Source organism: Roseobacter sp. YIN89 (assembly GCF_057219365.1).
The window spans coordinates 1,154,290-1,179,074 of the sequence record NZ_JBXVVD010000001.1; the positions used below are offsets into that span (position 1 = coordinate 1,154,290).

Here is a 24,785-nt window from a genome sequence, read left to right on the forward strand (position 1 = left end):
GCGGGCCATTAAGGTGCGGTATTACAAGCAAAAAGGCGAACCGATGCCGGTCCAGAAACAACCTAACACTGATGCGTACACGCTGATCCTCGACGCGATTGACAGCGGCGTGTACCGCCCTGGTGACCGTTTGGTAGAAAGCGAGTTGGCGGAGCGTTTCGGCGTATCGCGCACACCGATCCGTGAGGCCCTGCAGCGGCTTGAAACGCAATCCCTGCTGGCGCGCGACGGGCGCAGCCTGATTGTGGCTTCGTTGGATCACAACCAGATGGCCGAGCTTTACGTGGTGCGGCGCGAGTTGGAAGCTCTGGCTGCACGGCTTGCGGCGCAGCACGCGACGCCTGAAGAAGTGCGCATTCTGCGCGAGATGGTCGAAGAAGATAACACCCTAGTGGACGATCCGGCCGCCCTTTCCCGTGCCAACCGGCGATTTCACAAGCAAATTCACCTCGCCTCGCACAACCGGTATCTCGTACAGCAGTTAGATCTGGTGCACCGCACGATGGCCCTTATGGCGACAACATCTCTGGCCGCGCGGGGGCGCGGCGCCATCGCACAGGCGGAACACGATGCCATCGTGCGTGCGATCGAAGCCAAAGACGAAGATGCCGCCTATGATGCACTGCGAGAGCACATCTCGGTCGCCTTCATCACACGGCTGAAGCAGGATGCAACGCTGCGTCAGGAAGAAGGCTGATCCAGCGCCGGTCTGGGCGAAGTATCTATCCTGCGACTAACGCCATGCTGCGTTTTATCCCAATAAAACGGTATCTGGATCAGTTCCCAGATGGCTTTGTAGGCGGCGAGCGCGCCGAGGCCGAAATACAGCATCATCGTCGGGACGAATGGCATCAGGTGGCGGTGTTCTTCCTTTTTGAGGGCGATCAAGCCGATGGTGATGTTAAGCAATTCGGCAAAGACAAAAATCCCCGCCAGCGTCCATACCACCGTGTCGCCAAGGGTCAGCGCAACCGGATGCGTCATCCCGAAGAGTGTGATCCAGAATGTCCAAAGTAGCGGTGCCGCTGCGAATTGCGACACGCTGGCCAGAAACAGGGTTTGTAGGCCCATAAACCGCCAAACGCCTAGATCCTTTATCAGTCTGCGCGGACTGCGCATGTGGACGAAATAGGTGACCAGAAAACCCTTGAGCCAACGCGAGCGCTGACGCACCCAAGGCCATGCCCTGCTGGTCGCTTCCTCGCGCGTGACGGTAGGCAGCAATTCAGTCGCGTAGCCATGGCGCGCCAGTCTGACGCCCAGATCGGCATCCTCCGTCACGTTATGTGCGTCCCAGGCTCCCAAATCTTCCAAAACGGCGCGGCGGAAAAACAATGTGGTCCCACCGAGCGGCACCACCAATCCCAATCGTGAAATCCCCGGCATAATGATACGCCACCACATCGCGTATTCGATGGTAAAGCAGCGCGACAACCAGTTGCTTCGTGAATTGTAGTAATCGAGGATCCCTTGCAAGCACACGACGTTACGAGGCGCGCGGCGAAACCGGTTGACCACCTTCTCGATCTGGTCGGGTTCTGGCCAATCCTCGGCATCCCACACACCCACGATGGATCCGCGGCAGAAATTTAACGCGTAGTTCAGCGCGCGGGGTTTCGTGGTGAGATTGCCTGCTTCCGGCACTTCGATCACGCTCATCCAATCGGGCAGCTTTGTGCGAATGATGGTTTCGCGCGTCACAGTGTCGGAGGCTTCCAAAACCAGCACCACGTCGAGCAATGACTTCGGGTAGGTCAGGCGCGACAACCGATCGATCAATTGTGCCGCAATCTCAGTTTCGCGCAACAGAGGAACAAGAATGGAAACGCGTGGAAGGCGAAATCTCGGCGCGCCAGCGTTGATCAGTGGCAGTGAGAGCGCGCCGGACCGGGTCGCTTCGGTGATCTGCTGCGCGGCCTCGGCGCTGTTCGCTTCAACTGCGACAAGCCCTGAAAGGTTTGCGTTCTTTTTGTCGCGTCGTCTGGCAGGCCGCAACGTTTGCAGGTGCTGTTTTAGCCGCTGAGGCGCATTTGGCATCAGGTGCACGAAGAGCGCGGCTGACTTGAGCACTGTCGTCATTATCAGAGTTAGCACAGCCCACAGGATGCCTGCCGTCAGTGTCCAGTAGGGGGCTAGGGCGGCACACAGGGCAACCAGCGCTAGGATCGCAATGGCAATGGCGCGTCGGGCACTTGCGGCTTGCGCTCGTCCCCAATTTCGACAGCTTTCGGCCGCAGCAACCCGCATCACGGCCTTTTGGGCAAGATGCACGCCGTAAAGGCGGTTCTGATGTTTTTGAATCTGATGTTCTTCGACGATCACCGGAACCAGTGTTTTACGCGGTGTCGCCGCGTCGCGCAAAAGGCGGTCGAAATCGGCTGGACTGCTTGCGGCCACCAGCAAAGTATCGCCGCTGTCGCGCAAGGGGACAACGCCGTGCTTCATGGCGATGTCCATTGGGAGGCGGTTTGCCATTTCCGGAGCGGGTGGCGACAGGTCGAGATCAGCACTTTCAGCGCCGGCTTGGACTGCAAGAGCACGCAGTACATCGGCTTTTTCAACCAAGCCCTCTGCCACCATGATGTCTCCCAAGGGAGCATCTATATGTGTCTGCAACCTCAACGCGTGCAGCAGGTCTTGCTGTTCTATTTTGCCATCATCCAAAAGCAATCGGCCAATGGGGGGATGTGATACCTGACCACCGGATATTTCAGTCTTCAGGAGAATGTGTTGCTCACCCATGGGCGACGGCCTCTGACCACTGCGGACAAGGCACACTTTCAGATCACGGTTAACGATCTGTTAAAAATGGATAATTCAACCCTGAGGCGAGGCGCTTTGATTTAACCGGCGCGTTCTTCCATAGCGGCGGCGAAGCGTTCAAACAGATAATAGCTGTCTTGCGGGCCTGGGCTCGCTTCGGGATGATGTTGCACAGACCACACCGGACGGCCGTCGACGCGAATGCCGCAATTGGACCCGTCAAACAGCGAGGTATGAGTTTCCACTACCCCGTCAGGCAGAGTCTGAGCATCCACGGCAAAGCCGTGGTTCATCGATGTGATCTCGACCTTTCCTGTGTCATGGTCTTTTACTGGATGGTTTGCACCGTGGTGGCCGTGGTTCATCTTGATTGTCTGCGCGCCAAGCGCCAACGCAAGCATCTGATGACCCAAGCAAATTCCGAATACCGGAAGGTCTGTTTTATCAAGCACGTCGCGGATCATGGGCACGGCATACTCTCCCGTCGCTGCCGGATCTCCCGGACCGTTCGACAGAAACACGCCGTCAGGATTATGTGCCATCACATCGTCATAGCTGGCTGATGCGGGCAACACGGTTACATCGCACCCTGCTGATGCAAGGCAACGCAGGATGTTCCGCTTGGCGCCGTAGTCGACGGCCACGACCTTGTATTTGGGGTTTTCCTGCGGTTTGTACCCTTCTGGCCAAGCCCAACGCATCTCGTTCCATTGGTAGCTTTGGGCGCACGTGACCGTTTTGGCCAGATCAAGCCCCTCAAGTCCGACGAAAGCGCGTGCCTTGGCAATCAAGGCTTCAACATCGAACGCGCCGTCCGGGTCGTGAGCCAACGCCACATGCGGTGCGCCAGAGTGGCGTATCGCACGGGTCAGGCGCCGGGTGTCAACACCTCCGATTGCAATGCGCCCGCGCCCGGCAAGCCACGCATCGAGGTGCTGGATAGCCCGCCAGTTTGACGGCTCTGTTGGCATCCACTTGACGACCATACCTGCCGCAACCGGATCGGCGGTTTCATCGTCCTGAGGATTGACGCCGACGTTACCGATATGGGGAAACGTGAAGGTCACGATCTGCCCGGCATAAGAAGGATCGGTCATGATTTCCTGATATCCGGTCATCGCCGTGTTGAAACACAGTTCCGCGACTGTCTCTCCTGTGGCGCCAAAGCCTTTGCCGTAAAATACCGTGCCATCTGCAAGAGCCAGACAAGCGGTTGGGCGGTCGGGCGGAGAGAGGGCCATAAGCGATCCTTTCGCGGGATGAAGCATCGGATAAATCTTCGCGTTCCTAGACCCGGTTGCACATCGGGTCAAGAGCGCGCAGCACGACAGGTGTGACGTAGCGGCGGGTGTTGCGGCGGTCGCCTGCTTTGGATAAGGTCCAAGCCTTGAAAGCGCTCGGAAGGGCTGCGCGGGAACCACCGGCAGTTTGGCGGGACAAAACCATAAGGATCGCGATTTATGGAATTGCGTACACGTGTGAATACGGCCCTCAAAGAGGCGATGAAAGCCAAAGACGCAGAGCGTCTTTCGACGCTGCGACTGATAAATGCAGCCATAAAAGACAAGGATATCGCCGCGCGTGCGGAGGGTAACGACGAGGGCGTTGGTGACGCGGATGTTTTGGCCATTCTGGGCAAAATGTCGAAACAGCGCGTTGAAAGCGCACGTGCTTACGAAGAGGGCGGCAGGCTTGATCTGGCGGACCGTGAGCGCGAGGAAGTAGCGGTTATAGAAGAATTCCTCCCACGTCAGTTGAGCGATGAGGAAGCCGCGAAAGCCGTCGAACAGGCGATCGAGGAAACCGGCGCAGAGAGCATTCGCGACATGGGTAAGGTCATGGGCGCGCTCAAGAGTAAGTACACCGGCCAGATGGACTTTGGCAAAGTCGGCCCGATGGTCAAGGCGCAACTTTCCTAAACCGCAGGCGGCGCTTTACGCGTTCCGTGATTATCCAGCTGCGGTAAACCCGCCTGACGGCGGCACTGATGGCAGGCCTTTGTGATGCATCGCCACCGCGACGGGGGCGATGGGCGGCACCTTCAGGGTGCCAGCGTCCAAGCTGAAGCCGGAGCAGGGTGAGTTCGTCGTAAGAGCTCATGGAATTGTCCTTTCCTGTTTCCCACTTTTTCGCAAAAGGCTGCTGACAGGACGTTGTCAGTAGAGGATGTTAGGGTGTCAGCAGTCCGACCGAAGGTGACCTGCAATGCCCCGATCCAGCCGTTTGTTTGAGATCATACAGATATTGCGCGCCGCAACGCGCCCTATGACCGCGCTGACTTTGGCGGAGCGGCTGGAGGTGTCGGTGCGCACGGTTTACCGCGATATAGCCGCGTTGCAGGCGATGCATACGCCCATCGAAGGAGAAGCGGGCGTGGGTTACATGATGCGCGGTGGATATGACCTGCCTCCGTTGAATTTTGATGCCGAAGAGGTGGAAGCGCTGCGGGTAGGGCTGGCTATGCTGACGCGCACAGGAGACAGCGGGTTGCAACGTGCGGCAATGCGCATCCATCACAAGGTGGACGCACTTCACGGCCCGGCGGATTGGTTGCAGGTATCGCCTTGGGGCGCGCCGCAAGACGACCCGTCACGCGGTTGTGCCTCAATCGCCGCGTTGCGCGGCGCCATACGCGACGCTGGCAAAATCAGATTGGAGTATCACGACGAAAATGCCACCGTCACGCACCGCGTAGTGCGCCCTGTTGCACTGGTGTATCACCTCGAAACGGTCATGGTGGCCGGATGGTGCGAGTTGCGCCACGGGTTTCGCCATTTCAGAACCGACCGAATCTACAACCTGGAAAGGCTCGAAGATACCTTCTCGGATCAGGCAGAGGCGCTGCGCAGTTTGTGGGCAGAGGCCAATCGCTGGGACAACGCCTCTGATAGCGGTTTGGAGAGTGCCCCCGCCTTATCTGCGCCAAGCGCGCTGTAGCTCATCGTAGAGGGCAACACGCTCCTCCTCGCTGAGAAATGCGCCGATCTCCACTTCGCGCCCTTTGCCTTTAAGCGTCACGTAATGGGGCATAGGGCCGTCGTTTTCGTACTTGGTGATGGTGGTCCAGTAGCGGTTGCAAGCCCAAGACTTAACTTCGCCCGATGGTTCGGTGCGCACCAATTCGGCAGCCTCCGGTCCGAGCGTAAGCACCTCTTCGATCAAGCGCGCGTGATAATTGCGTTGCAGCGCATAGTACATGCCCCAGACGGCCAGAAGCGCGAAGGGCAGCAACCCCCATAGAACCGGAGAACCAAGCAAGGTCATTACCGGTATCATGATCATCGTAAACGTCGTCAGAACGAAAGCTGCCATCCCGCGGGCAGGCAGAGACTGGTGCGGCCAAAGGCGAAGACGCTGTGGCGTCTCATTTGGGGATGTTGTCCACTGATAGGGCATAGGATTCGGTCTTTGATCTCCGATGCGATCTAGTGCATGCCTGAGGTACGCCAAGCCTATTTCACAGCTTTTGAAACCTGCAATGCGACAAGACGCAACACTGCGCCAATGTCAGACCGACGCAAGGTGTGGTCGAAGTTCGGAATTCTGCTACTTCGGTGTTGATCGCGGGCTTGGCATGTTTGTAGTGGCTGCTTAAGCTGCCCGCGAAGAAGCCCCCACTCCAGCGCCAAGCTATCTTGCAGGGGTGGGCAAATGTACATGCGTGTAAACCGATACGCTGATGGGCGTGAATTGGCGCGGTTCGATGAATTGGAGAGGCTTGTGAAATACAAAAGGGGCGTGGTTGTTTTGGGCATGGCACTGATCGCGAGTGCCGCGATGGCCCATCAGGGTGTAAAGAACCCAGCGGTTATGGCGCGCATGGAAGCGATGAGCGGGGTAGGAGCGGAGATGAAAACAATGGGCGAGATGGCGAAAGGCGCGCGCCCATTTGATGCCGATGCAGCGCGCGCTGCCGCAACCCGCATTGCCGGCTACGCGGCAGAGACACCCGCACTTTTCATGGCGCAGGAGGATGATCCGAAATCAGAAGCGCGCGCAGCAATCTGGGACGATTTTGCGGATTTCACCGCCAAGGCAAGCGATATGGAACAGACAGCGACCCAATACGCGGGCAGCATCGAAACACTGCAAGACGTCCAGACTGCGCTGAGTGCATTGGGCAAAACCTGCACCGCTTGCCACAAACCTTATCGGGAATGAGACTCCCTGCGCTGAAGGTCGGGTCTAACGGCAGGCCAGCTTTGCGATGGAACTCTGGTACGATGGATTTTGGCCGATGTGGTGGCGGACGCTAATATTGGCCCCTGTGCTGGTGACGCAGGCTGTTATTGTAACGCTTCGGGCGTCACGGCTGCCCGAAGCGGCAGGCCCTCGCAGTGGCACCACGGGGCAGGGGCCAGAACTGCGTTTGCTGGTTTTGGGTGACAGTTCTGCTGCGGGTGTAGGTGTTTCGCATCAGGATGCGGCGCTTGCGGGCAGGCTGTGCGCGACATTGGGTCAGCGTTACCGCGTCTCGTGGCGGGTGATCGCGTCCTCGGGCGCAACGGTATCCGGTACGCTGGCCACACTTGAAAAGACGGCACCACAGGAATTTGATTTGATCGTCGTGGCCTTGGGCGTGAACGATGCCAAGAACGGCGTTTCTTTTGCGTCTTGGCGGCTACGCTATGCCACCCTTTTGGACGTATTGGACGCAAAATTCGCACCTGACTGTATCTGCGTTTCAGGGGTGCCCCCTTTGCAGATTTTTCCACTTTTGCCCGCACCACTGGGCACTGTGATCGGCGCGCGGGCAACGCGTTTCGATGCCTATCTCGCGGAGCTTTGTGCGGCGCGGGAGGGGGTTTATCACCTCCCTTTTGACACAGTACCTACCACAGATGACTTGGCCGCTGATGGCTTTCACCCCAATGCCCGCGTCTACGCGGAATGGGCAGACCGGGTCATTGCGCGTGCGTGGGACATCACCGAAGCTGAATAGCCTGATTGCGCCGCATTTGTTGTCAAACAGAAACGGATGATCATCCTGACGTCAGGTGACCAGGTCACGTCCTGTTTGATGGCGACGCAGCACAGTGGCGCCCAACTGTTTGCAGTCCGCAAGGATTATTTGCGTCAAACTGAGCCACGCGCGAAAAAAAAAGCCCCGCAAACATGCGGGGCTTTTCTGAAAGTTGAAGGTGCCTAGTGGCTGTGCTGTTTGTCCCACTCTTCCTGCTTTGGCAGGATTTCGAAGGTGTGCTCCGGTGGTGGGGAGGGAAGTGTCCACTCCAGCGTGTCAGCGTATTCATTCCAAGGGTTGTTCTCGGTTGCTGGCTCACCCTTGCGCAGGGCGTAGGCCATGATGCCAAAGAACAGCAGGAAAGACGCAAAGGAGATGAACGCGCCCCAGCTTGACCACAGGTTCCAGTAGGCGAACGCCTCTGGGTAGTCGATATAGCGGCGTGGCATACCCTGACGACCCAGGAAGTGCTGTGGGAAGAAGGTCAGGTTGGCGCCTATGAACATCATCCAGAAGTGGATTTTGCCCCACATCTCAGGGTACATCTTGCCGGTCATCTTGGGGAAGTAGAAGTAAATGCCAGCGAAGATCGCGAATACGGCACCCAAGCTCATCACGTAGTGGAAGTGCGCCACAACGTAGTACGTGTCGTGGTAATAGCGGTCCACCGCGGCTTGGCTCAGCACGATCCCTGTAACGCCACCGACGGTGAAGAGGAACAGGAAGCCGAAGGCCCAGAGCATTGGGGTTTTGAACTCTACCGAGCCGCCCCACATCGTCGCGATCCAGCTAAACACTTTCACACCGGTCGGCACCGCGATAACCATTGTCGCGAGCATGAAGTAAGCCTGTTGATTAAGGCTCATGCCCACGGTGTACATGTGGTGCGCCCAGACAACAAATCCCAGCGCGCCGATCGCGATGATCGCCCAGACCATCGGCAGGTAGCCAAAGACTGGTTTGCGCGAGAAGGTCGCAATCACATGAGAGATGATACCAAAGCCGGGCAGGATGATGATGTACACCTCAGGGTGCCCAAAGAACCACAGGATGTGCTGGTAGAGCACGGGGTCGCCGCCGCCTGACGGGTCAAAGAACGTAAATCCAAAGTTACGGTCCATCAGCAGCATGGTGATTGCACCAGCGAGAACAGGCAGGGACAACAGGATCAGCCAACTGGTGACAAAGATCGACCACGAAAACAGCGGCACTTTGAACAGTGTCATACCCGGTGCGCGCATGTTCAGGAAAGTGGTGATCATGTTGATCGCGCCAAGGATCGAGGACGCACCTGAGACGTGAACCGCAAAGATCGCGAGATCCATCGAGAACCCGCCCTCATTGGTCGAAAGCGGCGGATAAAGCACCCAGCCCACGCCCGACCCGGCTTGGTCATTACCGCCCGGCGCCAATACAGAACAGACGGCCAGCGTTGTGCCGGCAACATAGAGCCAGAAGCTCAGGTTGTTCATCCGCGGGAAGGCCATATCCGGTGCGCCAATCTGCAACGGCATGAAATAATTGCCAAAACCGCCGAAAAGTGCCGGGATAACCACGAAGAACATCATCAGAATACCGTGGCCGGTAATCAACACGTTCCAGAGGTGCCCGTTGGGCGTACAAACCGCATCGGAGGCGAACATCCGCGCCCCTTCCATACACATGTACTGTACGCCTGGTTCCATGAGCTCGAGGCGCATGTAAACCGTGAATGCTACAGAGATAAAACCAACCAGCGCCGATGTAATCAGGTAAAGTATCCCGATATCTTTGTGATTGGTTGACATAAACCAGCGCGTAAAGAAGCCGCGCTCGTCATGGTGGTCGTGACCGTGAATGGCTGCGTCTGCCATGCGGTGCCTCCTGGTTTGTGTTTTGGGCTGCCCGAGGTTCCCGATCGAGCAGCAGGGTCCAGACGGTTTTAGAGCCACTCGACGCCGGGAGCAATGATCGTAATGACGCACCCGGTTAAATTTTTCCAGTTTTTAAAAATACATGGCCCACACTCACGAAGTGGTTGGAGATTTTGCATGAAATTGCAAATTTTCCGTGTCGTCGGCCCTTGGCGTGGTGTGAATGTTCCAACGAAAATTTAACCTAGGTGCCGGAAGTTATAACGGGTTTCGTCAAAGGGTGAAGGTGCTCTTGTATCAGCAACAGATATGGCGGTGGCGGAGAACCAATGCCAGCAGAACAACGCGTCTGATGAAGATACAACCAATCTGAAATCTTTGCGACGAGTGGCCTCGCCCGTGCAAAGCAACATTTATGCGTTTATCCACACAGCACAAATCAACGAATACTCAAACCACCCCTTGGCGCAGTTGCTCGGCTATAAGCATTACGAAATCATTGCCATGGGTGATTCCATCAAGGACAAATACGGGTACAAAGAAGATCTGCGAGGATTGGTGCAATATTTCCAATCCATCACGCATATAGGTCGGGACAACCATGTCGTGCATAATGTCGCGACCACGCCAAAAATGGCACGGTGGTCTGGCTGCGCCGTAGCGATGCGCGTTTTGAGCGGGACGCTGATGGATCGCTGGCACAGCATATAGGGATTTCTTTCGACATCCCTGCTGAAAAGGAAGCGCAGGAATGTTTGCGCAAGGCAAACCGTCAGCCGGAGCAGCTCAGCGATGTTGCGACACATGATCTCAAAGCCCCGATAAAAGACGGCGTCAGTTTGACTGAAATGGGCTACGGAAAACGTCGCGCTGCCCGAAGATCATGCTGAAAATCTGGTTTGAAGAGCAATAAGTCCGCCTTTTGGTTGAAGACGGTGGCGAGGGCGGCATCCTGCAAGATCAGCAAGACACGGTTTTGGTTTGAATCAGAGTGCGCGCCTAATTCCTTTCGTCGCATGATGAATCGAAAAGTTGCAGCATAAAGTCGCGCGGAACACGCGGTCAGGGATGGAGATTTGTCACAAGCTTGTCTCACCAGCACCAGTGGGACAAGAGAAGCAATCAAGACAATCAACATCTGGAAGCCACCCCGTGGCTGGACGACGACAAAGTCACCAGTCTTCTACATCAGCGTCCGATCACGCGAAAAATCCTTGCATTACGGGTAGATGTGGCAACGGATGGATGCACTGCTCCCGATTATCTGGCGCGAACAGATATGGACACGAGCGAGCCTCCACAACTCACTTTGTTCGGTATCGTCATGCCGCTCATGAACAGTTTCGGCTTTCTTGAATGATACGCGGATTTCCCGACACGTCTTTGTCAGTTTCAACGGGTCACCATGGTGTCGATGTCTACTTGCCGGCAGGACAAAGCGCGCGCAGAACTGAACCCGAGATTAAACGAGTTTGCCAGCGAGCCGCTCTCTCACGCAGATTTCACGTGATTATTGCGAGAGCAGAGGAACTTGACGCTGCCCGACCTCGGGCGCAGCTGCGCGCTGGGGCACATCGCCAAATACTTCTGTGAATGCTTTGCGCAATGCTAGGTCCAGATCATTCATCGTAACAGGCAAGCCCAGATCAACGAGGCTGGTTATGCCGTGTTCTGCGATGCCACAGGGTACAATTCCGCTGAAATGTGACAGATCCGGGTCGACGTTGATCGACACGCCGTGAAAGCTGACCCATTTCCGCAATCGTATTCCGATCGCCGCGACCTTATCCTCTGCTATAGTACCGTCTGGGTGTCGTGGGCGGTCAGGTCGCGCGACCCAAACTCCGACACGGCCTTCTCTGATCTCGCCAGTGATGTTGAACGCGTCCAGTGTCGCGATGACCCAGTGTTCAAGTTGCTGTACAAAAGCGCGCACGTCTCGTCCTCGCGCGCCGACATCAAGTAACGTATAGGCAACGCGCTGTCCGGGGCCATGGTAGGTATACTGCCCACCGCGGCGCGTTTCGTAGACTGGGAAGCGGTTTGGGTCGGTCAAATCGTCGGGTTTTGCGCTAGTGCCGGCGGTATAGAGTGCTGGGTGTTCCACCAACCAGACACACTCCGACGCGTCTCCGGCGGCGATCCGGGATGCCCGCTCTTCCATCCAGGCTTCGGCCGCGCGGTAGTCAGTGACCCCGTCCGATATCATCCATTCAACCATGGTCGCATGGTGTATCTGAGAACGCACCAAGAGCAACCCCCACGGCATCCGGCGAAAAATTGCAAAAATGGCCCTTCACAACTGTTGAGCGACGGGCTAAAGGAAGCGTCACCATTCAAATGTGCGGATGTGGCGGAATGGTAGACGCGCAGCGTTGAGGTCGCTGTGGGGTAACACCCGTGGAAGTTCGAGTCTTCTCATCCGCACCAAAAGAATTTCTTAAACCATTGATAAATAAATATTTAATTATTTTAAGTACTTAATTATCCACCCAAATATCCACCTTTATAGATTTCATTACACACGGGATTCCCGTGCAATTGGCAGATAATCAAAGAGGGGTGGCAGCTTTTGGCAAGTGCAACCATCAAACGATTTGTTAACCTTTGTTAACGGAAAGCAAGCTCGTTTGGAAAAATTATGAGATACTCCGTTTCTATTACTGCAGTTGTCCTTGCATTAGCAGGTGCTGCTCAGAGGCGAAAAGGCTAGAACAACACGTTTACGTAATGTCATTTCAAGAATTTTTTTCTGTTCAGACAATCACAGTATGAAATTTGATAAAAGTAAGTTTTTACTCCGTCCTACTACTAGTCACTGCGTCACTATCCTCAAAATTACCGCTCAATCTCACTGGCCTCGCGCACTAGCTCATTAATCAAGCGGCGCTCGTCAGTCCACTCACGCGACCGCAGGCCATGCTTCCATCCGGGATGGGCTGCTCCCGCTGGTTGACCACCGCCAGCGCCATGCATCCGACATACGCGCCAGCCGCGCACGGCAGGATTTTTGCATGGAAACCCGGAGCGCTTTGAATGTGCGGTACATCGCGGGGCCGCGTGAGCGCTTTGCAAGGGGTTAGCGTCACTTTTCATGCTCAACCCTCCCCCTGGGCGCTCACATCACCCACAATGGCCTGCCCGCCGCTCTCCACGTTCACACGCTCGACACGCACGGTCTGCTGTGCCTTGGCGCGGTACTTCTTCAGCGCGTCCATCTGAGCCAGGTAGGTGCGGCTGAGGCGGGTCATGGACCGTTCATAGGCTTCACGCACTTGGAAGTCCTGTTGATAGGTCATGCGCTCTGTGAGCGTCGTCATCGCGACATGCGTTGCTGTCATCTGGCCAATCAGCATGGCTTCGATCCCGTCGCGCGGTTCCAGCTCGGCGAACATGGCGGATGCGAATGAGCCGTATTGCTCTGCTGAATTGCCCAGTGCGGAGAGCGACGAAGTGTATACGCCGGTTGCGGCCTCATGTGTGCGCATACCCATGAGCCTTTGCAGGCTGAAGTCTTTCGGGCATTTCGCCTCGTATGTGCCGTCCTCCTGTTTTTCCAGAGTCGGGAATTTACGCGCAGGCTTGCCGGAAACCGCTGGTTCTTTGCTCATCTCAAAGTCCTGCCATGACAGTTTGTTCTGTATATGTTCTGTATCATATTCATGCCTTGGCCGTCCACAATTCCACATGATTTGGCGCGCGAATTACTGCTCTTTGATCAACCCAATGATTTGCGCCTAGGTGAAACGGGTCTTTCGCATTCGTTTGCTCCTTCGAAAGGTTGAGCAAACTCTACGTTGGAACGAGGGAAGTTTCGGGGGGCAGGTCAGGACCGCGACTGGTTCGAATTCGTCTGACAGCACCTCAGTACAACTCGTTTATATCATTGACGCCAAAGTCTTAGATTTAGGTGTCAGGTGACAACTGCTTCAGATTTGTCTCACCGCACCCTTTTAAGAGGGAAGAGCGGTTTCAAATTCCGATTCTAGAGATTAAGGTTGACTAGTGAGGCACATCAAGTGACCTGTTAGTCGATTAATACATTGTTATTATTGGAGTTTAATTATGGCCGAAAACTATCAAATGCCGAAGCCAGAGGTGCGGACAGCAGGTCAGTTTGTACGCGACTTGTCATTCCAAAACGTTTTGGCGCAATCCGGCGGAGGTGACCACACGCAACCCAGCGTGGACGTGCAAGTAAGCGTTGACGCAAGAAAACTTCAAGGAGAGCACAGATTTCAAAGTTCGATAAAGCTAAACATCTCATCAAAAGCGCACGGCACTGACAAAATCCTTTTCTTGCTTGAAGTTGATTACGTGGGTGTTTTTGAGGTAAAAAATATCCCGGAGGACCAGTTGCAAGCCGTCTTGATGATTGAGTGTCCTCGTTTGCTCTTCCCTTTTATGAGAAGAGTAATCAGCGACATGATACGCGATGGCGGGTTCCCGCCGCTAAATCTTGAACATATTGATTTTGGAGCGCTTTACCGGAAACAAGCGGCGGGCAATCAAACAACACAGTAGTACTTCCATCAGGTCGAAGCATAAACGATCTTTTTTGCGCTCGGCATAGAAGCGCTTGATATGGGCGTCATGTCCGCAGTCTACAGCTGGCGGCTATGGCAACCCAGGCACCTGTGCTTCATAATCAAGTACATCCTGCGGTAGCGTGGGACTTTCATTACAAAGAATGCAAATTGCGCCGGGGTTTGGCTGCTTCAGGGAAGCCTCCAACCTTTGGTCAATTTCCTCCAAATGAATGCGGGAAAAGACCTCACCTTACTTGACAATTCGCCGAGCCGTACCGTTGCGGACCTTTGTAAAGGGGGCGCGTCCCGAGCCATAAATGCCAGCCTGCCGAAAAAATGGAGCGGAGGCCGTGATGGAGCGGGTTCGATCTGTGGGAGACACACTTATCAAGCCGCTCAAGTCGGTATTTCCGTGAGGGCGATAATGCAGGTGTTGGCAGCGGCTTGAGATTTTGGCACGCCGCGAGGCTTGGTCCGAAGTCAGTGCGATCGATCGCGACCTCGGTCAGTTAAAAGGCAATCTTTCGGTCATGGCATACGACGTGGGCTCCGATATTGAACAGGCGACGCAGAAACTTGCAATCTCATAGAGAAACCCGGATTTATACAACGCTGATTCTGAATTGTCGTGAGACGAGGGCAGATTATTCGCCCCACATGGCGTCACTTTGGAAGGCAGACTCAAAGCAGGCAGTTTTACTTCGGCTTAGCCCTCATGGCCTTAAGAAGGCTGTCCAAATCCTTGTCAACGCTTAGTGTCTCAGCGATCGGGCCCAAATTGTTTTCAAGCGTTCCTGCCCATAGCAGTAGCGTCGACAAATCATACAGATGCCCCAAGTTCCCAGACCGATAGTCATCTGATTTCGACGGTCTGAATGTGTAAAAACAGGCTTTTCCTTGATGCATGCCAATGTATTTCCCGTGGGATAGCACATTGCGGGCGTGTATGGTTTGATCAAGGCCGGTGTAGGCAGCTTTTTCAAAAGCCAACAATGCTCCATCGTCCCGTTGCTTCGCAAGTTCGGAAGCAAGTTTGCGTTTTCTCGCAATGGTGTTTTGGCCGAGTATTGTTGAATACTGATGCCAAGTTAAGTTCGTCAATTTGCGAAGAAACAGGTCCACTAGAAACTCAAACTCCGCACATGCCCTCAGCAGCCGACCGATCGCTCTTGCAAAATCGTCTGGCAGTGGTCTTCGGTCGAGTTCTAATTCTTGGTCTTTGTCGATCAAAGCTTAGTTCCGTGAAATATTTGAAATCGTAGTATCGCTTCGGCGAGCAACGACGTAAAGGATTGAATGACAACTTGATTTGGTGTGCGCCACTTCGGACGGCAACGCACCGTTGGCATTTTCGGTTTCGGACGTTTCCGTTTCACATTTTTAGCAACTGGCAGCGTCAAATCATATGTATACCATGGCATCCAAAACACGGCGGGATTTCAAGGTTCTTTAGCCGCTGCGGCGCTAATTTCTCCGTCCATTTATGATCGCTTAAATTGAGTCGCTGTCGTGGAATACCTGATAAGCCGGCTAGGCTTTATCCGCTAAACTCAGAACAATTGCTTCGCGTAGTTATCTTCGGTTGCAGCATCAAAATGCGTTACTTCCTCGTGTTGTTTTCTAAAAAAATGTTTGTTTTTATGCGTTTGCGTGAATACCGGGGCATTGCGAATGTGTTAAAACTAAGACGCAACATTGTTAAAAAAAAGACTCAACAACTCGCACATCGAAACCTATGGTTAATTTGTGAATTTGAGAAAGCCGTTAACATTCCAATGTAATTGTCTGCGGTGAATTTAGTTTTGGTCAGTGCGTGATCTGATTTCAACGGTCACGTGCTGTGATTGTTGGGGGACGAGTGTCATGAATAAACGACTTCTCAGGGCTGCCAGCCTCGGTCGTGGCCTGCTACTCACGATTACTATATTTTCGATTTTCGTAAACTTGCTAATGCTGACGGGGCCACTCTTCATGCTGCAAGTGTATGACCGAGTACTCTCCTCCCGATCAGAGGCGACGCTCTTGGCGCTTTTTGTCCTCGTGGCCGCTCTATACGGCCTGATGGGTGTACTTGATTACGCGCGCGGACGCGTCGCCGGACGGCTGGGTGCTCGTTTTCAGGCTTCACTTGATGATGAAGTTTTTGACATAGCTCTTCGTGAATCTGTCAATCCGGCCGCAGCCGAGCGTCCAGCTACGGGGCTGAGTGATATAGAAGCAGTTCAACGTTTCGTGTCTTCTCCTGTTTTTCTGGCCGTTTTTGATCTGCCGTGGACGCCAATGTTCATTTTCGCAATTTTTTTGTTTCACCCGATGCTTGGTTGGTTGGCCGTTTTTGGCTCATTGTTGTTGATATTTTTGACCTTGGTGAATCAGTTCGTGACACGGCGGCCCCTCGAAGAAGCAACCAATGCCCAAGCTTTCGCAGAGAGCTTTGCTCAGCAAGTGCGATCCGAGTCCGAAACTGTTGCTGGTCTGGGCATGTATGATGCAGTCCGGCGCAGATGGAAGGGTTTTCGCGAAGATGCACTTGAAGCGCAAATATTGTCGTCCGACAAAGTAGGAAGCTACGCGTCAGCTGCCAAATCCCTCCGGTTTCTGTTGCAGTCTGCGATGCTTGGACTTGGTGCTTGGCTGGTATTGCAGAGCGAACTGTCGCCTGGAGCGATGATCGCCGGCTCCATCCTGCTTGGGCGCGCACTTGCGCCGATAGACCAAACAATCTCTGGATGGCCAGCGTTGCAGCGCGCGCGTTCCGGTTGGTCCAATCTTGTAGAGTTACTGTCCAGAGCCGGTTCAAAACCCGAAAAGACGCAACTGCCGCGGCCTAAGGCCAACCTGAAGGTACAAGGCATTACAGTAATCCCGCCTGGGACTATGACAACAACCCTTAGGATGCTTTCCTTCGAGATCAAGCCGGGAACTGCACTGGGTGTGATCGGATCTTCCGGCTCCGGAAAGTCAACTCTCGCTCGTGCACTAACGGGAATCTGGCCAGTGGCGGCTGGAACGATCCGGCTTGATGGTGCAACGTTGGACCAGTATGCCTCTTCCGATTTAGGCAGCTACATTGGCTACCTTCCGCAAGACGTCGTTTTGTTCGGTGCGACGATCGCAGAAAACATTGCGCGTCTTGACAATCCTGATGCGGCGGAAGTTGTCCGCGCAGCAAAGGAGGCAGGTGCACATGAGATGATTTTATCGCTACCAGGAGGATATGACTGTAGGGTCGATCCGGGCGGTAGTCGCCTGTCGGGCGGACAGCGCCAGCGAGTTGGTCTTGCCCGCGCACTTTATGGAAAGCCTGAAATTCTGATCCTTGATGAGCCCAATTCCAACCTGGACAACGCCGGGAACGAGGCCCTGAATGCTGCGATCCGAAGACAGAAGGTTGCGGGACGCTCCGTCATCATTATGGCACACCGCCCGGCTGCCATAGCCGAATGCGATACTCTCATGATTATGGAAAACGGTGTACGCAGGGCTTTAGGGCCGCGAGATGAAATACTTCGCTCTCAGATCGAGAACCACGCTCAGGTCGCCACAACTATTGGCAAGGGAGGCGAAAAAACTCGCCAAGCGGGCGAAAGTGCCCGCAAAGGGGTGAAAAATGAGTAAACGCGACAAATGGTCGGCAAAGAGGCCGACACTCATTGGCGCAATGGCGCTTCTCGTGGTCGCCGGCGGGTTAGGCTACTGGTCTTATAGTGTACAAATATCCGGTGCAGTCATTGCTTCAGGAACAATTGAGGTACAGGGTGATCGTCAAACCGTTCAGCATCCTGATGGTGGCGTAGTTGGTGAAATTCTTGTCGAGGACGGTGATAGTGTTTCTGCAGGCGATGTGATCGTTCGTCTTGATGGAACGCTTCTCGAAAGCGCACTGGCCGTCGTTGAAGGGCAACTGTTTGAAATAATGGCCCGCCAAGCGCGATTTGCCGCAGAGAGAGATGGCGCTGCAGAAATTACGTTTCCTGACGAACTTCTTGAAGCAATCGACAAACCACATGTGTCTGAGACTATGGAAGGGCAGCGGCGCCTCTTTCAAGCTCGTCAAGACACTGTGGAGGGGCGTAAAGCACTCCTAAGCGAGCGTGTTCGCCAAATTGAGTCACAAGTCGAAGGCACGAAAGCCCAGATTGCTGCGCTTTCCAAGCAGCACAATTTGATCAACCAAGAGTTGGCTGACTACGAGAGGCTTTTTAAAAACGGATTGGCAACACAAGCCCGCCTTCTCTCGCTCAAGCGCGAAGAAGCCAGGCTCGAAGGCCAACTTGGAGATTTGAATTCCCGTGTCGCCCAGTTGAAAGGCTCAGCAGCGGAGATTGAAATTGAGCGCCTGAATCTCGATTCAGATGTGAGAGAAATCGCAATCTCTGAACTGCGTAATCTTCAATTTCAAGCAGTCGAGCTTCGCGAACGCCGCCTTTCTACGTCCGAACGGCTTACCCGTTTGGAAGTGCGCGCCCCTGTCGACGGGATTATCCATGATCGCAAAATTAACACCATTGGCGCGGTTATCGAGAAAGGCGAAGTCCTTTTGTACGTAGTGCCTCGAGGTCTGGAGCTGGTAATTAATTCACGGATCCCGGCAAATTCGATTGACGAAGTATCTCTCGGCCAGACGGCGACCCTACGCTTCTCGGCTTTCAATATGCGTACCACTCCGGAAGTGGGGGGGGTCGTCACCCATGTCTCTGCCGACGCCTTCGTTGATCAGACTACAAGGTCGAGTTATTACTTAGCCGAAATCGTGCCATCTGCTGATGAAGTCGGAACTATTGAGGGTTTGACACTTGTACCTGGCATGCCCGTCGAAGCATTCATTATGACCGGTGCGCGTACGCCGCTTTCGTTTCTGCTCAAGCCACTTGCGGATTACTTTGAGCGCGCATTTCGCGAGGTCTGAGCTTTCGAGCTTGATCGGCGACTTTTAACAGTGCTCGCGATAGCGAAAATTCCATTTCTTGGCGAAAAAGGCGACGACCAGCGTGTCCATCGATCTCTAGACCATGGGATCGAAAACGCTCTTAGCATAAGGTTTTTACGACCAACTACCCTGACCACTATAAGCTACAGGTCATTTCGCGGTCCTCGCACCGATCTGAAAAAATATGACTGATTGGTGGTTTCGTGAGTGATGTTAGGTCCGATAATCAATTTGATAACGCCTGGTAATCGAGCTCAGGCATAGACCGATGAATGGTTTGAGTGCTCTTGTGCCAGGGGTCGTCCGAAGCACAACTGAGCTGTAGGGCGCACATCAGCGACATGGTGCTGCCATACTTTTGACATTATCATGCCATTCTTTTGACATTATCGTATTGTCCGAAAATGGTGCATTTGGCGCACTCCTTTCGACTCGTCTGGTGTGGAAAAAAGGCGAAAAATTTCAATTCAAAGAAAGCCCTTTGGCACAGTATTCAGCGGAAACTATGTGGTTTTAGGATACGAGAGGTCGCAGCCAGCGACTTTGGCTTCAATTGAAATGATTCGTTCGGAGAGCTGTCTACAAGCGCGGTCATTCGTTTTTTGTGGATAAGTTATTCTTTTTCTGTGGATAAAGAAAAGTAATCGCCAGCATTGTTTCAGCTTAAGAAACAAAATGTCTCGTTAACGAAAATTACTACATTTTATTTAAAGTTCTTTTTGCGCACCGCAGGACACATGTTAACGTTTTTGTGCATGGTGTTCTCGGGTGGGGGAGATCGTGAAAAGGAAAGATTTTTCCTCCCTTTTGGGCATTCATGTTTTTTAGCAACTCTTTTAGGGGGTATGGCAATGGCCATTGAATATATTACCGAAGACCGTTGTAAAGAAATCGTACTTTGCGACGAAAATCCAATCCCACAAGACTGTTTACCTGGAGGCGAGGATCTCGTTTGTCTTTACACAATCGAATTGTCAATTCCTTGGAAAACGTATGAGGATTACCACAACGTAATCGATTTAACGTACAACGAAGCAGTCGAAACATTCGAAGATCTGAACGGTGGGTACACCGGCTTTGACGTAACTTATGAGTTCGACAAAGTTGTCAAGGTCGGCGAAACCGGTATCCAACAGGAAGTCTGGAACGGCAGAGCTGTCGGCAGCTCTGGCAACGATTACATCAGTGGCATCGGACTGCTGGGGTACATCGCGGCTCAGTCCAACGGCACTGTCGCAACTACGGATCCGTCGACATATCTTGGCGACCTGGCCTTCTTCAATATTAGTGGCGGCGCTGGCAACGACAAAATCGAAGGTGCGAACAACGCAGATGTACTGGCTGGCGATTCAGGTAACGACACGATCAAAGGCCTGGATGGTGACGACAATCTGTCTGGTGGCATCGGCGACGACAGCATCGAAGGTGGTGAAGGCAACGACATCGCTACCGGTGGCATCGGTGACGACTACATCGAAGGCAACGGCGGTGCTGATGACCTAAGCGGTGACGGTGGAAACGACACGCTCTACGGTAACAGCGGAGACGACAACCTCAGAGGCGGAGACGGCGAAGACGAACTCTGGGGCGGATCCGGTAAAGACTGGATTTCTGCTGGCGATGACGACGACGTTGTCAGAGCAGGTGACGGCGATGACTGCGTAGATGGTGGTGCCGGCAACGATGAGATCTGGCTCGGCGAAGGTGACGATATCGCGCTTGGTGGTTCCGGCAACGATACCATCAAAGGCGAAGGCGGCAACGACGAGATCGAAGGCGGCGCAGACAACGATATGCTCTATGGCGGCGACGGCATGGACCTCTTGTCCGGTGGATCCGGCGACGATGTTCTGAAGGGTGGCGACGGCAATGACATTCTGCGCGGTGGCACAGGTGATGACGCCTTGTGGGGCGGCGCTGGATGCGACGTCTTCGTCATCTGCGAGCTGGACTTCGGTTGCAACGATGTGATCGAGGACTTCTCGGCTGCACGTGAACCTGACCAGATCGACCTGACCTACGTCGACATTGACGCCGTCCGTGTTGAGGTGACTGGCGATACGAACATGATCCGCCTCGACCTTCTCGCCGATGGTGAAGCAGGTCACCAGGTTCTTGTCGTTGGCCAAAACGGTACCAACATGGAAAGCGTATTCGAGAAAGATACAGCTTACGGTACGGATGAAGGAGCACTCGTCAAAATTAATGAGGGCGTGATGATCGATCTGCCGTCGACTTCGGTGCTTTTCGCAGACGACGGAATGTTCACCTAATCACAACGAAAAGAGCGCTGGGGGCATATGTCCCCAGCACTTGTGCAAACTAACCGAATATAAAAGCAAAACAGAATTATAGACTGATAAACCAAGGCGCAAGCTTCTTTGAACAGGCTTCCGAATTGAGGCAGTACTTTTAAACAGGCCCAAAGTTAGTTGAGACCCTATCGGGTAAAAGAGATTGAAGCGCTAGCCGCAAAGGCAAACAGCGCTTTTCGACACACGTTGGTAGTAGTCACTGTGACTTTTTTGAAGGTGGGGTAAAAGCTATGGGTAACCTAACATTTAATCCGAACAGTCAGATTTTGGCGCTCGACATGGAGAGCCTTGATCTTTTCAGCATTTTTGACAGTTATTCCAGAGCCGTACTGTCGGCAGATCAAATTGATCTTAACACAGATGCTTCCAACCGAACTTTGTTGAACGGAGAGAATTTCTCCTACACAACAGTCGATGGGAATTTGGTGATCACCGGTGGTACGATCACATCAATCGAGACCAGGATAGGCGATCCGTCGAACACCATTTTCATCACGGACCTATCCCTTAGTGCCGCTGAATTCGGGTCCGCGCTTTCGGCGGGATCCAGTGCTTTGTTCGACCTGATCCTCGACGGAGATGACGTCATCAGCGGAGCATCCGACAATGATGTCTTGCTTGGGTATAACGGCGACGACGAAGTCAACGGTCTTGGAGGCGCGGACAAATTGGTCGGCGGCGCGGGCAATGACACGCTGAATGGCGGCACCGAGAACGACACGCTCGAAGGCGGCGCGGACAATGACAGTCTTGTGGGCGGCGCCGGTGTGGACGAACTTAGTGGCGGAGCGGGGGACGACACTCTCGAGGGTGGTGCAGAGGTTGACGTCTTTATCTATGACGGCGGCGCGGACGTTATTTCCGATTATGATGTTGCGACGGAGTCTGTTGACACAAGCGGGTTGGGTCTGACGCAGCAGCAGATTGACGATGCGTTTGCGGCGGCGACGAATGTGAACGGGGACGCGGTTGTCGATTTTGGCAATGGGAACACGCTCACGTTCGAAGGTGTGAGTGCGCAGCTGCTCAACGGCGCCAGCGCAGTGCCCTCCCCAGGCAACGATTTCATTGTCGATGATGATACGGGCAACGAGATCGATGCCCTAGGCGGGGACGATTATGTTGAAGGCAACGGCGGTAACGATACCCTGATTGGCAATTCCGGCAACGACACGCTGGTCGGTGGCGGCGGCGATGATGTGCTTGAAGGCGGTGACAATGACGACTCCATCGAGGGCGGGTCTGGGAATGACACGTTGGTTGACGGGTCTGGCGACGATACGTTGCTGGGGGGTGACGATGACGATGTTTTCGAGAACAGCGGCGGTCAGGATGTGTTCAACGGTGGATCGGGAACAGACCTTTTCATTGACGATCTGACGGAGATTGACCTTGGGGCTGGTGCGCATGTTGTGATGGATCTTTTGACCAACCAGCACGGGTCAAGCCTTTTGGATACATCCACCTACGACACGGTCCTCAATATTGAGGATTACACGATCATCGGCAGCTTTGCGGTGAACTTCACCGGTAACGGGCTGTCAAACCGTGTGATTGGTGATCAGGGTGATGACACGCTGGTTGGCGGCGGTGGAGCAGACACGCTTGAGGGCGGGTTCGGCGCGGATGAGCTTGACGGCGGCGATGGCGCCGACAGCCTGAACGGCTTTGGCGGCACGGACCATCTTGTTGGCGGTGCGGGTGTTGATACGCTGATTGGTGGCGGCAGCGACGATACGCTGGAAGGCGGCACGGGTGGCGACATCATGAACGGCGGTGCGGGTATTGACTGGGCGGATTACTCTGGTGCGACGCAGGCGCAGCGGGTGGATATGTCCTTTGGCGGTACCAACTCGGGCCCGCTGGCCTCCGGCGATGTTCTGGTGCAGATCGAGAACCTTCTGGGCTCTGATCAGCGGGACTTTTTCTTTGGCAATGATCTCGACAACGTACTGTCGACAGGCGGCGCCGATGACCTGATGGCAGGCCGTGGTGGCAATGACACGTTGGAAGGTGGCGGGGGCGATGACTTCCTGAATGGCGGCCTTGGCGCGGATGTGCTGGATGGTGGGGCTGACGGCGCTTTTGGAGACTGGGCGCAGTACAATCTTGCGGCGAGCGGTGTATCGGCGGATCTTGTGGATCAGTCAGGCAACACCGGCGAAGCGGCGGGCGACACGTATATCTCGATCGAGAACCTGTTTGGATCGCAGTTTGGCGACACGTTGCGGGGCGATGACGCGGATAACTATTTCCTCGGCTTGAACGGTGGAGACCTCATCGAAGCGCGCGGCGGGGAAGATTACGTGATTGCCGGGGAAGGCGATGACACGCTGGACGGCGGCGATCAGGATGACATCCTTTTGGGAGGCCTTGGCGCCGACAGCCTGATTGGTGGCGCGGGGACCGACCGCGCGCAATACAGCCAGGCGACTACAGGGCTTGTGATCGACCTGAGCAATCCGAACAACAACACCGGCGAGGCTGCCGGGGATACCTATGTGTCGATCGAGAATGTCTTTGGATCGTTCCAGGCGGATACGATTACCGGCGACGGACAGGACAATGTTCTGCAGGGTGTGGGCGGTGCCGACTTGATCAATGGTGGCGGCGGCGTTGACGAGTTGCTGGGTGGCGGCGGGTTCGATACGCTCGACGGTGGTGCCGGCGGCGACATACTCTCAGGCGGAGAAGGTAGCGACACGGCGCTTTATGCGAGTTCCGGTGCTGGTCTTCGGGCAGATTTGCAGTTTGCCGGGACCAACACAGGGGATGCGGCGGGCGATATTTATGCCAGCGTCGAGAACCTGACGGGCTCGGGCTTCGGAGACGAGCTCTATGGTACCGACGACGCGAACCGGCTCTTTGGCGAGGGCGGCAACGACACACTTGTGGGTCGTGGCGGTGATGACTTCCTGATCGGGGCTGCGGGTGACGACATCTTGAATGGTGGCGGTGGTGCGGACCTGATGTTGGGCGGTTCGGGATTTGATGTTCTGTTGGGCAGTACTGGCGACGACACGCTGACTGGCGGGACAGACACGGCTGACGTATTCATCTTCGAGGGCGGTTTCGGCGCGGATGAGGTGACAGATTTTGAAGCGACAAATGACGCTGAGAAGCTGGACGTAAGTGCCGTATCGGCCATCACCTTCACCGATTACGCCAGCTTCGAAACAGCGCACCTGTCCACACAAGGCAGCGATGTCCTGCTTACCGCAGGCACCGACACGATCCTTATCCGAGACGTGACACTCGCTGACCTCGACCAAAACGACTTCTTGTTCTAGGTAAAGGGTGGGATACTTCAAAAGCTAGTTACGGGTGAAGTCTTGTGCGGTATTATTTGGTGTGTGAATACCATCACGCGTTCAAATAATGATTAAAATCAGTGAACAAATGGGATTGTAGTACTCCTCTAGAGTCCGCCGA

The 24,785-nt window shown here is 54.5% G+C and carries 19 protein-coding genes and 1 tRNA gene; 13 read left to right on the forward strand and 7 right to left on the reverse strand.

Going from position 1 to position 24,785, the window contains the following annotated elements:
• Nucleotides 1-43 precede the first annotated feature (43 nt).
• The gene (locus AC2D8V_RS05765) at nucleotides 44-697 is read left to right on the forward strand and encodes a GntR family transcriptional regulator (protein WP_484732557.1); all 654 of its coding nucleotides are present in this window, start codon (nucleotides 44-46) and stop codon (nucleotides 695-697) included.
• On the opposite strand, the gene AC2D8V_RS05770 is transcribed toward AC2D8V_RS05765, so the two are convergent.
• Together AC2D8V_RS05770 and carA are read right to left on the reverse strand one after the other, a co-directional pair.
• Nucleotides 682-2,742, reverse strand: a complete 2,061-nt coding sequence (locus AC2D8V_RS05770) for a glycosyltransferase (RefSeq protein ID WP_484732558.1) — start codon at nucleotides 2,740-2,742, stop codon at nucleotides 682-684. The two genes, AC2D8V_RS05765 and AC2D8V_RS05770, sit on opposite strands and share 16 nt — an antisense overlap.
• Nucleotides 2,743-2,843: 101 nt before the next feature.
• Nucleotides 2,844-4,004, reverse strand: coding sequence for a glutamine-hydrolyzing carbamoyl-phosphate synthase small subunit (gene carA / locus AC2D8V_RS05775; RefSeq protein WP_484732559.1), 1,161 nt, complete (start codon nucleotides 4,002-4,004; stop codon nucleotides 2,844-2,846).
• Nucleotides 4,005-4,223: 219 nt separating this feature from the next.
• Here carA and AC2D8V_RS05780 point away from each other — a divergent pair, with 219 nt between their 5' ends.
• Both AC2D8V_RS05780 and AC2D8V_RS05785 read left to right on the forward strand, forming a co-directional pair.
• Nucleotides 4,224-4,682: a GatB/YqeY domain-containing protein gene (locus AC2D8V_RS05780; RefSeq protein ID WP_484732560.1), complete on the forward strand. Its 459-nt coding sequence runs from the start codon at nucleotides 4,224-4,226 to the stop codon at nucleotides 4,680-4,682.
• Nucleotides 4,683-4,968: 286 nt separating this feature from the next.
• On the forward strand, nucleotides 4,969-5,700 hold the full coding sequence (locus AC2D8V_RS05785; protein ID WP_484732561.1) for a helix-turn-helix transcriptional regulator: 732 nt from the start codon (nucleotides 4,969-4,971) through the stop codon (nucleotides 5,698-5,700).
• On the opposite strand, the gene AC2D8V_RS05790 is transcribed toward AC2D8V_RS05785, so the two are convergent.
• Nucleotides 5,677-6,159 carry a DUF2244 domain-containing protein gene (locus AC2D8V_RS05790; RefSeq protein WP_484732562.1) on the reverse strand — a complete coding sequence of 161 codons (483 nt, stop codon included), beginning with the start codon at nucleotides 6,157-6,159 and terminating at the stop codon, nucleotides 5,677-5,679. The two genes, AC2D8V_RS05785 and AC2D8V_RS05790, sit on opposite strands and share 24 nt — an antisense overlap.
• 255 nt (nucleotides 6,160-6,414) lie before the next feature.
• Between AC2D8V_RS05790 and AC2D8V_RS05795 the strand changes: the two genes are divergently transcribed.
• Both AC2D8V_RS05795 and AC2D8V_RS05800 read left to right on the forward strand, forming a co-directional pair.
• Nucleotides 6,415-6,924, forward strand: a complete 510-nt coding sequence (locus AC2D8V_RS05795; RefSeq protein WP_484732563.1) for a c-type cytochrome — start codon at nucleotides 6,415-6,417, stop codon at nucleotides 6,922-6,924.
• A 46-nt stretch (nucleotides 6,925-6,970) separates the two neighbouring features.
• Nucleotides 6,971-7,705 carry an SGNH/GDSL hydrolase family protein gene (locus tag AC2D8V_RS05800; protein ID WP_484732564.1) on the forward strand — a complete coding sequence of 245 codons (735 nt, stop codon included), beginning with the start codon at nucleotides 6,971-6,973 and terminating at the stop codon, nucleotides 7,703-7,705.
• Between the two features lie 203 nt (nucleotides 7,706-7,908).
• On the opposite strand, the gene ctaD is transcribed toward AC2D8V_RS05800, so the two are convergent.
• On the reverse strand, nucleotides 7,909-9,579 hold the full coding sequence (gene ctaD / locus AC2D8V_RS05805; protein ID WP_484732565.1) for a cytochrome c oxidase subunit I: 1,671 nt from the start codon (nucleotides 9,577-9,579) through the stop codon (nucleotides 7,909-7,911).
• Nucleotides 9,580-9,978: 399 nt separating this feature from the next.
• Between ctaD and AC2D8V_RS05810 the strand changes: the two genes are divergently transcribed.
• Together AC2D8V_RS05810 and AC2D8V_RS05815 are read left to right on the forward strand one after the other, a co-directional pair.
• Entirely contained in the window at nucleotides 9,979-10,290 is a 312-nt protein-coding gene (locus AC2D8V_RS05810; protein ID WP_484732566.1) for a hypothetical protein, read from the forward strand.
• Between the two features lie 376 nt (nucleotides 10,291-10,666).
• Nucleotides 10,667-10,939 (forward strand): hypothetical protein, encoded by a 273-nt coding sequence (locus AC2D8V_RS05815; protein ID WP_484732567.1) that lies wholly within the window; start codon nucleotides 10,667-10,669, stop codon nucleotides 10,937-10,939.
• A gap of 150 nt (nucleotides 10,940-11,089) precedes the next feature.
• Here AC2D8V_RS05815 and lipB read toward each other — a convergent pair whose 3' ends face one another.
• The gene (gene lipB / locus AC2D8V_RS05820) at nucleotides 11,090-11,848 is read right to left on the reverse strand and encodes a lipoyl(octanoyl) transferase LipB (protein WP_484732568.1); all 759 of its coding nucleotides are present in this window, start codon (nucleotides 11,846-11,848) and stop codon (nucleotides 11,090-11,092) included.
• 75 nt (nucleotides 11,849-11,923) lie between these two features.
• On the opposite strand from lipB, the gene AC2D8V_RS05825 reads away from it, so the two are divergent.
• Nucleotides 11,924-12,009: transfer RNA gene (locus AC2D8V_RS05825), tRNA-Leu, on the forward strand.
• Between the two features lie 668 nt (nucleotides 12,010-12,677).
• Here AC2D8V_RS05825 and AC2D8V_RS05830 read toward each other — a convergent pair.
• Complete coding sequence (locus AC2D8V_RS05830) at nucleotides 12,678-13,190, reverse strand: hypothetical protein (RefSeq protein ID WP_484732569.1); 513 nt, start codon at nucleotides 13,188-13,190, stop codon at nucleotides 12,678-12,680.
• 454 nt (nucleotides 13,191-13,644) lie between these two features.
• Here AC2D8V_RS05830 and secB point away from each other — a divergent pair, with 454 nt between their 5' ends.
• Nucleotides 13,645-14,103, forward strand: a complete 459-nt coding sequence (gene secB / locus AC2D8V_RS05835; RefSeq protein ID WP_484732570.1) for a protein-export chaperone SecB — start codon at nucleotides 13,645-13,647, stop codon at nucleotides 14,101-14,103.
• Between the two features lie 701 nt (nucleotides 14,104-14,804).
• Here secB and AC2D8V_RS05840 read toward each other — a convergent pair.
• Complete coding sequence (locus tag AC2D8V_RS05840) at nucleotides 14,805-15,338, reverse strand: hypothetical protein (protein ID WP_484732571.1); 534 nt, start codon at nucleotides 15,336-15,338, stop codon at nucleotides 14,805-14,807.
• Nucleotides 15,339-15,971: 633 nt separating this feature from the next.
• Between AC2D8V_RS05840 and AC2D8V_RS05845 the strand changes: the two genes are divergently transcribed.
• The 4 genes from AC2D8V_RS05845 to AC2D8V_RS05860 all read left to right on the forward strand — a co-directional run bounded on the left by AC2D8V_RS05845 (nucleotide 15,972) and on the right by AC2D8V_RS05860 (nucleotide 24,643).
• Complete coding sequence (locus AC2D8V_RS05845; protein WP_484732572.1) at nucleotides 15,972-17,726, forward strand: type I secretion system permease/ATPase; 1,755 nt, start codon at nucleotides 15,972-15,974, stop codon at nucleotides 17,724-17,726.
• A complete protein-coding gene (locus tag AC2D8V_RS05850; RefSeq protein ID WP_484732573.1) occupies nucleotides 17,719-19,017 on the forward strand; it encodes an HlyD family type I secretion periplasmic adaptor subunit in 1,299 nt (432 codons plus the stop codon). Before AC2D8V_RS05845 ends, AC2D8V_RS05850 begins: the two co-directional genes overlap by 8 nt.
• A gap of 872 nt (nucleotides 19,018-19,889) precedes the next feature.
• Nucleotides 19,890-21,311, forward strand: a complete 1,422-nt coding sequence (locus AC2D8V_RS05855; protein WP_484732574.1) for a calcium-binding protein — start codon at nucleotides 19,890-19,892, stop codon at nucleotides 21,309-21,311.
• Nucleotides 21,312-21,583: 272 nt separating this feature from the next.
• Nucleotides 21,584-24,643, forward strand: coding sequence for a beta strand repeat-containing protein (locus AC2D8V_RS05860; RefSeq protein ID WP_484732575.1), 3,060 nt, complete (start codon nucleotides 21,584-21,586; stop codon nucleotides 24,641-24,643).
• The last annotated feature ends 142 nt before the right edge of the window (nucleotides 24,644-24,785 follow it).

Excerpts from the sequence above, each read along its gene's own strand:
- AC2D8V_RS05785 (WP_484732561.1), top strand. The coding sequence starts at position 4,969 with ATGCCCCGATCCAGCCGTTTGTTTGAGATCATACAGATATTGCGCGCC.
- AC2D8V_RS05765 (WP_484732557.1), top strand. The coding sequence starts at position 44 with ATGCCGGTCCAGAAACAACCTAACACTGATGCGTACACGCTGATCCTC.
- AC2D8V_RS05850 (WP_484732573.1), top strand. The coding sequence starts at position 17,719 with ATGAGTAAACGCGACAAATGGTCGGCAAAGAGGCCGACACTCATTGGC.
- lipB (WP_484732568.1), bottom strand. The coding sequence starts at position 11,848 with ATGCCGTGGGGGTTGCTCTTGGTGCGTTCTCAGATACACCATGCGACC.
- AC2D8V_RS05860 (WP_484732575.1), top strand. The coding sequence starts at position 21,584 with ATGGGTAACCTAACATTTAATCCGAACAGTCAGATTTTGGCGCTCGAC.
- AC2D8V_RS05780 (WP_484732560.1), top strand. The coding sequence starts at position 4,224 with ATGGAATTGCGTACACGTGTGAATACGGCCCTCAAAGAGGCGATGAAA.
- ctaD (WP_484732565.1), bottom strand. The coding sequence starts at position 9,579 with ATGGCAGACGCAGCCATTCACGGTCACGACCACCATGACGAGCGCGGC.
- AC2D8V_RS05795 (WP_484732563.1), top strand. The coding sequence starts at position 6,415 with ATGTACATGCGTGTAAACCGATACGCTGATGGGCGTGAATTGGCGCGG.
- AC2D8V_RS05800 (WP_484732564.1), top strand. The coding sequence starts at position 6,971 with ATGGAACTCTGGTACGATGGATTTTGGCCGATGTGGTGGCGGACGCTA.
- carA (WP_484732559.1), bottom strand. The coding sequence starts at position 4,004 with ATGGCCCTCTCTCCGCCCGACCGCCCAACCGCTTGTCTGGCTCTTGCA.
- secB (WP_484732570.1), top strand. The coding sequence starts at position 13,645 with ATGGCCGAAAACTATCAAATGCCGAAGCCAGAGGTGCGGACAGCAGGT.
- AC2D8V_RS05830 (WP_484732569.1), bottom strand. The coding sequence starts at position 13,190 with ATGAGCAAAGAACCAGCGGTTTCCGGCAAGCCTGCGCGTAAATTCCCG.
- AC2D8V_RS05845 (WP_484732572.1), top strand. The coding sequence starts at position 15,972 with ATGAATAAACGACTTCTCAGGGCTGCCAGCCTCGGTCGTGGCCTGCTA.
- AC2D8V_RS05770 (WP_484732558.1), bottom strand. The coding sequence starts at position 2,742 with ATGGGTGAGCAACACATTCTCCTGAAGACTGAAATATCCGGTGGTCAG.
- AC2D8V_RS05790 (WP_484732562.1), bottom strand. The coding sequence starts at position 6,159 with ATGCCCTATCAGTGGACAACATCCCCAAATGAGACGCCACAGCGTCTT.
- AC2D8V_RS05855 (WP_484732574.1), top strand. The coding sequence starts at position 19,890 with ATGGCCATTGAATATATTACCGAAGACCGTTGTAAAGAAATCGTACTT.